At 71.5% G+C, this 12076-nt stretch carries 11 protein-coding genes and 1 pseudogene; 6 read left to right on the forward strand and 6 right to left on the reverse strand.

What is annotated here, in order from left to right; translation table 11 throughout:
• Positions 1–1443, forward strand: coding sequence for an MFS transporter (locus tag JX005_RS12100; RefSeq protein ID WP_214467784.1), 1443 nt, complete (start codon positions 1–3; stop codon positions 1441–1443).
• A 7-nt stretch (positions 1444–1450) separates the two neighbouring features.
• Here the strand turns inward: JX005_RS12100 and JX005_RS12105 are convergent, their stop codons facing one another.
• On the reverse strand, positions 1451–1912 hold the full coding sequence (locus JX005_RS12105; RefSeq protein ID WP_214467785.1) for a hypothetical protein: 462 nt from the start codon (positions 1910–1912) through the stop codon (positions 1451–1453).
• A gap of 106 nt (positions 1913–2018) precedes the next feature.
• Here JX005_RS12105 and JX005_RS12110 point away from each other — a divergent pair, with 106 nt between their 5' ends.
• From JX005_RS12110 to JX005_RS12120, 3 genes are read left to right on the forward strand one after another with little or no spacing between them, the layout of a single operon-like run.
• On the forward strand, positions 2019–3182 hold the full coding sequence (locus JX005_RS12110) for a type III polyketide synthase (protein WP_214467786.1): 1164 nt from the start codon (positions 2019–2021) through the stop codon (positions 3180–3182).
• Positions 3179–3949, forward strand: coding sequence for a methyltransferase domain-containing protein (locus tag JX005_RS12115; protein WP_214467787.1), 771 nt, complete (start codon positions 3179–3181; stop codon positions 3947–3949). The genes JX005_RS12110 and JX005_RS12115 overlap by 4 nt, the downstream gene beginning before the upstream one ends.
• Complete coding sequence (locus JX005_RS12120) at positions 3942–5084, forward strand: FAD-dependent oxidoreductase (RefSeq protein WP_214467788.1); 1143 nt, start codon at positions 3942–3944, stop codon at positions 5082–5084. Before JX005_RS12115 ends, JX005_RS12120 begins: the two co-directional genes overlap by 8 nt.
• 19 nt (positions 5085–5103) lie before the next feature.
• Here the strand turns inward: JX005_RS12120 and JX005_RS12125 are convergent, their stop codons facing one another.
• Positions 5104–5946 (reverse strand): UbiA family prenyltransferase, encoded by an 843-nt coding sequence (locus JX005_RS12125; protein WP_214467789.1) that lies wholly within the window; start codon positions 5944–5946, stop codon positions 5104–5106.
• 70 nt (positions 5947–6016) lie between these two features.
• Entirely contained in the window at positions 6017–8227 is a 2211-nt protein-coding gene (locus JX005_RS12130; protein WP_214467790.1) for an ATP-dependent Clp protease ATP-binding subunit, read from the reverse strand.
• 163 nt (positions 8228–8390) lie between these two features.
• Here JX005_RS12130 and JX005_RS12135 point away from each other — a divergent pair, with 163 nt between their 5' ends.
• The gene (locus tag JX005_RS12135) at positions 8391–8603 is read left to right on the forward strand and encodes a dodecin family protein (protein ID WP_214467791.1); all 213 of its coding nucleotides are present in this window, start codon (positions 8391–8393) and stop codon (positions 8601–8603) included.
• Positions 8604–8606: 3 nt separating this feature from the next.
• On the opposite strand, the gene JX005_RS16410 is transcribed toward JX005_RS12135, so the two are convergent.
• On the reverse strand, positions 8607–10277 hold the full coding sequence (locus JX005_RS16410; RefSeq protein ID WP_214467792.1) for a SulP family inorganic anion transporter: 1671 nt from the start codon (positions 10275–10277) through the stop codon (positions 8607–8609).
• Positions 10278–10328: 51 nt separating this feature from the next.
• Positions 10329–11363, reverse strand: coding sequence for a GlxA family transcriptional regulator (locus JX005_RS12145; protein WP_214467793.1), 1035 nt, complete (start codon positions 11361–11363; stop codon positions 10329–10331).
• 97 nt (positions 11364–11460) lie between these two features.
• Here JX005_RS12145 and JX005_RS16300 point away from each other — a divergent pair, with 97 nt between their 5' ends.
• Positions 11461–11586 (forward strand): hypothetical protein, encoded by a 126-nt coding sequence (locus JX005_RS16300; protein ID WP_281422066.1) that lies wholly within the window; start codon positions 11461–11463, stop codon positions 11584–11586.
• A 289-nt stretch (positions 11587–11875) separates the two neighbouring features.
• On the opposite strand, the pseudogene JX005_RS12150 reads toward JX005_RS16300, so the two are convergent.
• Positions 11876–12076 (reverse strand): annotated as a pseudogene (locus JX005_RS12150) (glycosyltransferase); the annotation flags it as partial.

Genomic DNA, 12076 nt, shown 5'->3' on the forward strand with positions numbered 1-12076 from the left:
ATGTCTCAATCAGCCGGATCGCCGGGCGCATCCGACTCGCCCGATCCCCGGAAGGGCACCGACGTCGATGACGCTGTCCTCGCCGAGGCGCGGGCCGAGGCATCCGGAACATCCTCAGTCGCCCGTGCGGACGCCGCAGCCGACGCCGACCAGGCCGAGCCCCTCCCGACGCCGGGCCGTGCCCCATCGCTCTGGCGCGACCGCAACTTCCTGACCCTCTGGAGCGGCCAGGCCCTCAGCCAATTCGGCGCGCAGATCGCCGAGCTCGCGATCCCCGTGCTCGCCGTCCTGCTGCTCAATGCCAACGAGTTCCAGGTCGGCGTGCTCAACGCCGCCAACGTCGCGGCCTTCCTCCTGGTGGGGCTGCCCGCGGGGGCGTGGATCGACCGCATGCGCAAGCGCCACGTCATGATCGCAGCCGACCTCGTGCGCGCGGCGGCGCTCGCGGTCATCCCGCTGCTGTGGACGCTCGGGGTGCTCGAGGTGTGGCATCTCGTCGCCGTGGCTGGGGTCATCGGCATCGCGACGGTCTTCTTCGACGTCTCGTACCAGAGCATCGTGCCGTCGCTGGTGCGGCCGAACCAGATCGCCGAGGCCAACGGAAAGCTGCAGTCCACCTACGAGCTCGCCAACATCGCGGGCCCCGGCGTCGGCGGCTGGCTGATCGGGGTGATCACGGCGCCGCTGGCCGTGCTCGCCACAGCCGGGACCTACGTCGTATCGGCGCTCGCCCTGATGCTGACCCGCGACCGTGAAGAGGCGCACGACCCGGCCCAGCGAGGACCGATCCTCCACGAGATCTGGGAGGGACTGCGCTTCGTCTTCACCGAGAAGCTGCTGCGCCGCATCGTCGCGACCACGGGGACGTCGAACTTCTTCAACACCATCTCGACCACGCTGCTGCCGCTGTTCCTGCTGCGCGACCTCGGCTTCTCCCCCGCGTCGCTCGGGCTCATCTTCTCGCTCGCCTCGGTGGGCGGACTCCTCGGCGCGATCGCGACCCCGCACATCGTCCGCCGCATCGGCGAAGCGCGCGCCATCCCGGTCTCGGCCCTCGGCTTCAGCTTCATCGCCCTGCTGCTGCCGGTCGCGGCCCTCACCCCCGCGATCGCCTTCCCGCTGCTGGTCGCGCAGTTCTTCGTCATGAGCTTCATGGTGCTCGTGTACAACATCACCCAGGTGACGTTCCGCCAGCGGATCACGCCCGCCCGCCTGCTCGGACGCATGAACGCCTCCGTGCGGTTCGTGATCTGGGGCTTCATGCCGATCGCGGCGCTGCTCGCCGGCGGGCTCGGCACGTGGCTCGGCGTCGTGCCGACCATGTGGATCGGCGCCATCGGGCAGCTGCTGTCCGCCGCCTTCGTCGTGTTCTCGCCGTTCTGGACGATGCGCGAGCTTCCCGACCAGCACACCTCGGCCGCGGCATCCGACGGCAGCGCCTGACCTCGCGTCAAATCCTCGCGGACCGGCTGCGCGCAGCGCCCATCACGGCCAGTGCCAGCTGGGCGACGTAGGCGAGTCCGATGAGGCCCGCGCTGATCGCGAACAGCGCCGCGGACGTCTCGGCCGTGATGCCGAACCACGACATGAGCACGCTGTCGAGGGGTCCGCTGTCGCCCGCATCGGGCACGGTCAGCGCTCCCAGGGTGAAGCCGAGCCACAGCACCGCACTCGCGATGTCGTAGTTCAGCCTCGTCGCACGGGCACGCCGCACCTCGCGGTCGAACAGTGTGATCGCGGGCGGCACGAGCAGCAGTGCGATGACGATGATCCCGTAGACGAGCCCGAAGAAGCCGAGCCAGCCCACCTCGGCGCCCAGATTGCCCCGCCCGATGAAGAACAGCACCGGCAGGAAGACGGCCACCGGCCACTGGGCGTAGAAGACGAAGCGGCCCGTGCCCTCGATGTGCATGATCCGACCGTAGTACCGAGCGGATGCCTCGCCCCGTCGTCTGCACGAACCTGATCGTTCGCGCAAGACCGCCCCGATAATCGCCTCGGGATGCTTAGGTGTGAGCATGAGTCCGCGCATCGTCTCGATCGGAACCGCCGTCCCGACGACCCGCATCGCCCAGACGGAAGCCCGCGACCTGTTCGCGTCGCAGCCCGGCGTCGACCGGCTGGCTGCTCGGCTGATCAGCGCCGCCTTCGATGCCGCGGCGATCGAGCACCGGCACACGGTACTGGCGCAGCTGTCGCTGTCGGGAGCGCCCGGACCCGACGACGGGACCGCTTTCATCGATTCCGAGCGAGGCCTCCTCCGGCCGACCACCGGCACGCGGAACGACCTCTACCTCCGCACGGCTCCGGCGCTGTACGCCGAGGCGGCACGGGCTGCCATGGCGGATGCCCAGGTCGAGGCATCCGCGATCACCCACGTCGTCACCGTCTCGTGCACCGGATTCTTCGCTCCCGGACCCGACTACCGCCTCGTGCGCGACCTCGGGCTCGACCCGTCGGTCGAGCGCTACCACCTCGGCTTCATCGGCTGCGCGGCGGCGATGCCCGGCCTGCGACTGGCCTCGCGGATCACCGAGTCCGACCCGTCCGCCGTCGTGCTGGTGGTGTGCGTCGAGCTGTGCACGCTGCACATCCGGCCGTCGCCCGACCCGCAGCAGATCGTGGCGGCGTCGGTCTTCGCCGACGGCGCGGCCGCGGCGATCGTCACCGCGGATCCGGCCGCCGGGCGCGAGGGCGGCCTCGAGCTCGACCGCTTCACGACCGCCCTCACCTCGGAGGGCGAAGCCGACATGGTCTGGACCATCGGCGACCACGGCTTCGAGATGATCCTGTCGGCGGAGGTGCCCCGCATCGTGGGGCGCGAGATCCGCGGCGCGGTCGATCGCTTCCTCGCCGGTGAGGGGGCGCCCGATGCGTGGGCGGTGCACCCCGGCGGACGCAGCGTGCTCGACCGCGTCGAGGGCGGGCTCGAGCTCGACGCGACGGCGCTCGACGTCTCGCGCGGGGTGCTGCGCGACTACGGCAACATGTCGAGCGCGACGATCCTCTTCATCCTGCGGCGCATGCTGCACGACGACGCGCTCGCCGACGGAGCACGCGTCGCGGCGCTCGCGTTCGGTCCCGGGCTCACCGTCGAGTCGGCCCTGCTGACCAAACGCGGCGCCCCGCGTGTCGGCGCCGTGCCCGTCGAGGCCGCGGTCGGGGCGGTCGCCGGCGCATGAGCCTGGCGGTCCGCGACCAGGAGCTCGAGGAGCTCATGGACGATCCGGCCTGCGATCCGCAGCGCCTGCGCGCGACCCTGCAGCGGTTCGGCGTGATCAACCGCCTCTTCTCAGGCTGGGGCGCCGTCTATCGCGACCGGCTCGCCTCCCACCTGGCGCAGTTGGGTCGCCCCGCTCGCGTGCTGGACCTCGGCTCGGGTGGCGGCGACCTCGTGCTGCGCCTCGCGAGGCTCGCCGCGAAGGACGGCCTCGACGTGTCGTGGACCGGCGTCGACCCCGACCCGCGCTCGCACGAGGTCGCCGTCGAGCGGCCCGCGCCGCCCAACGTGCGGTTCCGGAACGCGGATGCCGCGACCCTCCGCGCGGAGGGCGAGACCTTCGACGCCGTGCTGTCCAACCACGTCCTCCACCACCTCGGCGAGGACACGGCGACGTTCCTCTCGGAGTCGCGCGAGCTCTCGCACGGTCTCGTGCTTCACGGAGACATCGCCCGCGGACGGCTGCCGTACGTGCTGTACGCCATCGCCGTCACACCGCTCGCACCGGGAACCTTCCTGCGCACCGACGGCCTCCGCTCGATCCGCCGCAGCTTCACCCGGTCCGAGCTGCAGCGCGTGCTCGACCGCACCGACCCCGGCGCGTGGTCGGTGGCGCGGCACGCGCCGTTCCGGCTCCTCGCCGCGGCGCCCGGTCTCGGCGCGGGCGGCGGCGCGGGCGGCGGCGCGACCGGCACAGACGACGACCGGACAGGATCGCCGCGTGCCTGACGTCGTCGTGATCGGCGCCGGGCCGGTCGGCACCCTGCTCGCGGGCGAGCTCGCGCGACGGGGCGTCGACGTCGGACTGTACGAGCGCCGTCCGGCCGCGGGCGGGGGCACGCGGGCGATCGGCGTGCATGCGCCGGTTCTCTCCGCCCTGGAGTCGAGCGGCGTGACCGAGCGTCTGCTGGCGGTCGCCGCCCGCGTCCCCCGCGGCGAGGCCCGCTCGGCAGGACGCTCGCTGGGCTCGGTCTCGTTCGCGCGCCTGTCGACCCGGTTCCCCTTCGTCGCGACCCTGCCGCAGGCGGCGACCGAGGCCGTGCTGGCCGCCGGCGCGCCCGAGCCGACCCGTGGCGCCACAGCGATGGCGGTGACGCCTCGCCCCGACGGCGTCCGCGTGAGCATCGGGATCGGCGGACGCCCCACCGAGCTGACGGCCCCGATCGTCGTGGTCGCGACGGGTGCGGGCGGACGCGACCTGGTCTTCCGTCCCGGCGCCGTGCGCGCGCACGAGTATCGCGACCGCTATCTGATGGCGGATGCCGCGACCGGCGCCCGCGACGACGACGACCTCGCCGTGATCCACCTCGACGGCCGGGGCGTGCTCGAGTCGTTCCCGCTGCCGGGGGGCTGGCGCCGCTTCGTCACATGGGACCAGCCGGGCGCCGACCCCGATCCCGCGGCCCGGACCACGCGCCTGCGCGACGCACTCGATGCGCGCGGCGAGGCCGAGGCATCCGTCGCCATCTCCGAGGCGACCGGCTTCGGCGTTCGCAGCTTCGTCGCGCCGAAGCTGCGCAACGGCCGCGTGCTCGTGATCGGCGACGCCGCGCACGAGGTGAGCCCGATCGGCGGGCAGGGCATGAACCTCGGCCTGCTCGACGCCGCGACCCTCGCGCCGCTCCTCGCGACCTGGGTGCGCACGGGGGAAGCGCCCGACGCGGAGCTCGCGCGCTGGGAGGCCCGGCGGGTGGCCTCGGCGCGCACCGCCGCGCGCCTGGCCGCGGCGAACACGGCGCTCGGACGGAGCGCCCCGCGAGCGGTCGACGCCGGACGCCGTGCGCTGGTCCGCGCGATGCTCACGGCACCCGTCGACCGGGTCTTCGCCCGCGCCTACGCGATGGGCTTCGACGCCGACGCCTGACCCGCGCCTCGCCGGGGGCTCAGCCCGCGAGGGCCGCGCCGCTCGCGACGAGCTGCGCGGCGAGCAGGAGCGCGGCGATCATGACGAGCCGGAACAGCACGCGGGCGGGCGGCCGGACGAGGGCACGCACGATCGTCCACCCCGCGACGACCACGACGCCACCGAAGAACACCCACGCGACGACCGGCACGGAGGCGAGGTCGCCTCCCCACGCGCCGAGCAGCACCGCAACCGCCCCCGCCAGCACCGCGCCGGCCGCCAGCACGGCGGACACCCGCGGCCCGAGCCGGTGGGGCAGACCGCGCACCCCCGTGCGCGCGTCGTCCTCCAGGTCGGGCAGCACGTTGGTCAGGTGCACCGCGGCGCCGAGGGCCGCGCCGGCCACCCACGCCCATCCGGGCGCAAAGACCGGCTCGGGTGCCGACAGCGTCGCGAGCGACGGGAAGATGCCGAAGCTCACGAGGAACGGGACGATCGACAGCACGCTCGACTTCAGCCCCGCGTTGTACGCCCACGCCGACCCGAGGAAGAGCCCGTGCGCCGCGAGCATCCGCCATCCCAGGGGCGCCGACAGCGCCAGCGCGAGGACGAGGGCGACGGATGCCGCGCCCCACGCCGCGCGCTCCGACGCGTCTCCCCGCGCGATGGGCTTGTCGGTGCGCCCCACCGCGCGGTCGCGGGCGACGTCGAGCGCGTCGTTGGAGATGCCGATCGACACCTGACCCGCGAAGACGGCGAGGGTCAGCAGGGCGAGGCGCCAGGGCTCGAGGCCGACGGCGATGCCGAGTGTCAGCGCGAGCGTCGTGACGACGAGCGTCGGACCGGGATGGGTCGATCCCCACAGGGCCCGGACGGTGCGCACGATCCGATGCTCTCACGGCGCATCGAGGGATGCGCCGGGTTGCTCCGTGCCGTGCCGCCCGCTATCGGCGTCAGTCGTCGAGGAGCTCGGCCTCGATCACCTCGTCCTCGTCGTCGGCGGTCTCCGGGACCGGTGACGGCCCCTCGCTGACGAGGGACAGGCCCGAGCCGTCGGCGGCGACATCCACCCTCACCACATCGCCGTCGTGCACCCCGCCGCCCAGGATCGCCATCGCGAGGCGGTCCTGGATCTCGGACTGTATGAGCCGGCGCAGCGGCCGCGCGCCGAACATCGGGTCGTAGCCGCGCTCGGCGAGCCAGCCCCGGGCATCCGGGGTCACCGCGAGCGTGAGCCGGCGGTCCTTCAGGCGGCGCTGCAGTGCGAACACTGCGAGCTCGACGATCTGCGCGAGGTCGTCCTGGGACAGCGCCTGGAAGATCACGATGTCGTCGAGGCGGTTCACGAACTCCGGCTTGAACGCCTGGCGGACCAGACCCTGCACCTGCTCGCGCTTCTGCTCGGTCGACAGCGTCGGATCGATGAGGATCGGCGAGCCGAGGTTCGACGTCAGGATCAGGATGACGTTCTTGAAGTCGACCGTGCGCCCCTGGCCGTCGGTGAGGCGTCCGTCGTCCATGACCTGCAGCAGCACGTCGAAGACCTCGGGGTGCGCCTTCTCGACCTCGTCGAGGAGCACGACCGAGTACGGGCGCCGGCGCACGGCCTCGGTCAGCTGGCCGCCCTGCTCATAGCCGATGTAGCCGGGAGGGGCGCCGACGAGCCGAGAGACGGTGTGCTTCTCGCCGTACTCCGACATGTCGATGCGCACCATGGCGTGCTCGTCGTCGAAGAGGAACTCGGCGAGCGCCTTGGCCAGCTCGGTCTTGCCCACGCCGGTCGGACCGAGGAACAGGAACGAGCCGGTCGGCCGGTTCGGGTCGCTGATTCCCGCGCGCGACCGGCGCACCGCGTCGGCCACCGCCTTGACGGCGTCCTTCTGCCCGATGAGCCGCTTGCCCAGTTCGGCCTCGAGGTGCAGCAGCTTCTCGGTCTCGCCCTGCAGCAGCCGGCCGACCGGGATGCCCGTCCACGCTGCGATGACCGCGGCGATGTCCTCGTCGGTGACCTGGTCGTTGACCATGCGGTCGCCGGCGGGCTCGTCGCGCTCGGCCGCGATCAGCTCGCGCTCGAGGGAGGGGATCTCGGCGTACAGCAGCCGCGACGCCTTCTCGAGGTTGCCCTCGCGCTGCGCGCGCTCGGCCTCCATGCGTGCGGCGTCGAGCTTGGTCTTGAGGTCGCCGACGCGGTTGAGCGACGCACGCTCGTGCTCCCACCGCGCCTGCAGCTCGCTCAGGCGGGCCTGCTCGGCGCCGAGCGTCTCGCGCAGGGTCGCGAGTCGCTCCTTGGACGCGTCGTCCTTCTCCTTCTTGAGGGCGAGCTCCTCGAGCTTCAGGCGGTCGACGTGGCGGCGCAGCTCGTCGATCTCGAGCGGCGCGGAGTCGATCTCCATGCGCAGCCGCGAGGCGGCCTCGTCGATCAGATCGATGGCCTTGTCGGGCAGCTGCCGGCTCGGGATGTACCGATGGCTGAGGGATGCCGCGGCCACGAGCGCCGCGTCGGCGATCGCGACCTTGTGGTGGGCCTCGTACCGCTCCTTGAGCCCGCGCAGGATCGCCACGGTGTCTTCGACGCTGGGCTCGCCGACGTAGACCTGCTGGAAGCGGCGCTCGAGCGCGGCATCCTTCTCGATGAACTCGCGGTACTCATTGAGCGTCGTCGCTCCGATGAGCCTCAGCTCGCCGCGCGCCAGCATCGGCTTGAGCATGTTGGACGCCGCGACCGAGCCCTCGCCGCCGCCCGCGCCCATCAGCACGTGCAGCTCGTCGATGAACGTGATGATGCGGCCGTCGGACTCGGTGATCTCCTTGAGCACGCTCTTGAGGCGCTCCTCGAATTGGCCGCGGTACATCGCACCGGCCACGAGGGCCGAGATGTCGAGGGTGACGAGCTCCTTGTCCTTGAGCGACTCGGCGACGTCGCCCGCGACGATGCGCTGCGCGAGCCCCTCGACGACGGCGGTCTTGCCGACGCCGGGCTCGCCGATGAGGACGGGGTTGTTCTTGGTGCGGCGGGTCAGCACCTGGCTGACGCGGCGGATCTCGCTGTCGCGGCCGATGACCGGATCGAGCTTGCCCTGACGGGCGCGGTCGGTGAGGTTGATGCCGAACTGCTCGAGGGCGCTGCGCGCGTCCTCCTGCCCGGGCTGCTGGGTGGCGTTCATGTGTCTCCTGAAATCTGCTCAGACCCAAAGTTGAGTCGTGATGGCTCAAGTTTACCAGCAGAGCGGGTGCCTCAGCAACGACCCCGGTCGTTTGTCCAGGGGTTGATTCCCCCGTCGAGGGAGAGAACGCTGGACCCCACACCCACGAACGAAGGAGTTCATGATGAGCAGCACGACGGTCGCACGCGTCACGACGATCACCGCCCGGTCGCCCGAGGGCTTCGACGCCGCAGTCCGGGAGGGCATCGCGCGCTCCCACGCCACGCTGCGCAATGTCAGCGGTGCCTGGATCAAGGAGCAGAAGGTCGAGTGCAGCGACGGCGAGATCACGTCGTACCAGGTCGTGCTGGAGGTCACGTTCGTCCTCGACGACTGACCACTACGCCCGGCGGTCGATCTCGTCCTGCGCTTCGGCGTGCGCACGGCGGAGGGTGTCGCCCACCCACTCGGTGCCCTTGTAGACGTTCCGCTCACCGATGTCGCCCACCAGACCTCCCGCCTCGAGCTGGTCGATCACGCGGTCCTCGGTCGCCACGACCTTGAGACTCGAACCGGCGTCGGCCAGCCGGCGTGCGAAGCGCCGGAGGACATCGACGAGCGACAGCCCGATCTGGTCCGTGCCACGCAGCCGCACGATCACCACCGCGTTGCGCGACTCGCGACTCACCTCGGGCAGCTGCTTCTCGAAGATCGGCGAGCTCGCGAAGAACAGGCTGCCGTAGGGCTGCAGCACCAGCACCTCGCCGCCCGGCACGACTGGAGGCGGGTCCGACTCGCGCAGGCGGCCGTCAGCGGTGAGCCCGACGGCGCGCACCCGCACGTGGTTCGACTGCTGCGCGACGTACAGGATGATCCCGAGGCCGACTCCGGCGAGGACCGCGAACTGGAGCGGGATGATCAGCGTCAGGCCGAAGGTCACCGCCATGATCGAGGTCGGCAGGGGTCCGGACTTCACGACCGAGTAGACGCGGCTCGGCTTGATGGTGCCGAACCCGACCACGATGAGCAGGCCGGCGAGCGCCGGCATGGCGACGAACGCGACGAGGTCGGACGCGGCGAAGATCACGACGGCCATGACGGCCCCTGCGACGAAGAGAGCGAGGCGCGTCCTGGCACCGGATTGGACGATGATCGAGGATCCTGACATCGACCCGCCGACCGGCATGCCCTGGAAGACCCCCGCGACCAGATTGCCCGCACCCTGGCCGATGAAGTCCCGGTTCGCGTCGGCCGGTCTGCCGTCGACCGTCGGGATCCCGGCGGAGACGGCCGCACCTTGCACGAGCCCGATGAACGCCAGGGAGATCGCGGGCACGATCAGCGCGGGGACGTCGGCGATGCTCGGCAGCACCGGCGCGGGCAGCCCGCGCGGAACGTCGACGATGTCGCGCAGCTGACCGGCAGGATCGCCCACCCAGAGGTTGAGCACCGCGGCGCACACCGAGCCGGCGACCACTGCGACCACCAGCCCGAGGCTGCCGACCCGCGTCGGCCGGAGCACGACGATGATCAGGATCGTGATCGCGCCCACCACCAGGGAGGCGATGCTCCACTGCCCGATGTGCAGCAGGACGTCGAACGTCTTCGTCAGGCGGTTGGATCCGCGTGCGGCGTAGCCCGTGAGGTTCGAGAGCTGCCCGAGGATGATGTTCACGCCGATCGCGGTGATGAACCCCGTCATCACCGGCGTCGGCACGAAGGCCACCAGCCGGCCGGCGCGGAGCAGCCCGGCAACGACCATGACGATGCCGGTCAGGATCGCCAGCGTGAAGAGGGCGCGGTCGGGATCCGGCGTCGTGTCCAGCCCGGCGTCGGAGACCACGAGCGCCATCGCGCTCGTCGCCTGGACAGCCATGAAGGCGCTGCTCGTGAAGACGGCCGCGCCGACCATCCCGAACAGGTAGGCATAGAGGCCTGCCAGCGGATTGACGCCGGCGAGCAGGCCGGCCGCAAGGCCATCGGGAACGGCCTCCACGCCCAGCACCAGGCCGGCCGCGGCATCCTTCCCCACGGTCTTGCGGGAGAACCACCGCCTCGGATCGATCCGCACGGTCACACCGTACCGACGCCGCGGGGCCGGAGCCTCGCCCGCGGCGGGTGGTTACGCGACCGGCTCGAGGACGGCGGCTTCGCCGCGGCGGGCGGTCGCAGCATCCACTCCCGCCGCCTCCCGGGCCTCGCGCGTGCAGCAGAACCGCGCACGGTAGGCGGTGGGAGTCGTGTCGAGGACGCGCGCGAAGTTCTGCCGCAGCACCGCGGCAGAGCCGAACCCGCTCTCGTACGCGATGCGGTCGAGCCCGAGGTCGGTCTTCTCGAGCAGGCGCTGCGCGTGGATGATCCGCTGGCGTGCGAGCCACGCCGCGGGCGTCGCACCGTAGTCGGCCTTGAAGCGCCGGGCGAACGTGCGCGGCGACATGTGGGCCTTCGCGGCGAGCTGATCCACGGTGAGGTCGAGGCGGAGGTTCTCGAGCATCCAGTCGGTGACGGGCGAGAGCGACAGCGACGCCACCTCCGGCAGCGGCCGGTCGATGAACTGCGCCTGGCCGCCGTCGCGCTGCGGCGGCACGACCATGCGCCGGGCGATCTTGTTGGTGAGCTCGGCACCGAGCTCCTGCCGCAGCAGGTGCAGGCACGCGTCGAGACCGGCCGCGGTGCCGGCGCTCGTGATGATGCGACCGTCCTGCACGTAGAGCACGTCGGGGTCGACGTCGACCGCGGGATACATCCGCGCCATCGTGTCGGCGTACATCCAGTGCGTCGTGGCCTTGCGGCCGTCGAGCACTCCCGAGGCGGCCACGACGAAGGATCCGCTGCAGACGCTCAGCACCCACGCGTCGCGCGCGACGGCCTGGCGGATGACGTCGAGCACCCGCTCGTCGGACGCGCTGCGTGCCCAGTACTGGCGCGGCGTCGGCGAGACGACGACCAGATCGGCCTCGTACGCGAACGACAGGTCGAGGTCGACGTTGATCGAGAAGCCCATCTTGGACTGCACGACGCCGGGGTCGGGCGTCACGATGCGAAAGTCGAAGTTCGGGATGCCGTCTTCGGTGCGATCGAGGCCGAACGCCTCGCACGCGACTCCGAACTCGAAGGGCGCGAACCCGTCCTGCACGATGACGGCGACCGTCTTCATGGGAACCTCCTGCGTCGGACTGCCATGGCAGTTTTCGTGCGATGTGTGTCCATCCTGCCACTGTTGGCAGTACATGCGCAAGCGTAGCGTTTCTGCCATGTTCATGGTGATTCTTCTCGCAGCCCTGTCCGCTGTCGCGATCGCCTCGTCGATCACGGCACTCCGCAACGACGGCTACCGTCGCACCCCGACCGACTGGTCACGACTCCCACTCGCTCGTTGAGCGAGGGAGCGAAGCGACCGAGTCGAAAACGCGTCCTGACCGAGGACCCTCGAGCCGGGGCGCGTTTCGTCTCGCTTCGCTCGCTCAACGACCCGGGGAGCGAGCGGGACGCGTTTCGTCTCGCTTCGCTCGCTCAACGACCCGCACCTCGCTCGCCCCCGAGCCCCGGTCGTTGAGCGACGGAGCGAAGCGACCGAGACGAAACGCGTCCCGGCCGAGGACCCTCGAACCCGAGCGCGTTTCGTCTCGCTTCGCTCGCTCAACGACCCGGGGAGGGGAACCCGCGGGATCAGCCGGCGATGACCCGGTCGTAGATCTCGATCATCGCGGCCGTGCGGGACGACTGGCGGAAGCGCTCGCGGATCGTCGGGTCGACCGCCGGCGTTGTTCCCGCCTCGATGTCGGCCACGGCGGCGCGCAGCGCCGCCGCCAGCGCCGCGGTCGAGTCGGCGGGCGCTCGCCCCCCCCCCCCCGCCCACGAGCCCGAGCC

Origin of the sequence: Microbacterium flavescens (assembly GCF_018588945.1) — a bacterium.
In the GTDB taxonomy this organism is placed as follows: Bacteria; Actinomycetota; Actinomycetes; order Actinomycetales; family Microbacteriaceae; genus Microbacterium; species Microbacterium flavescens.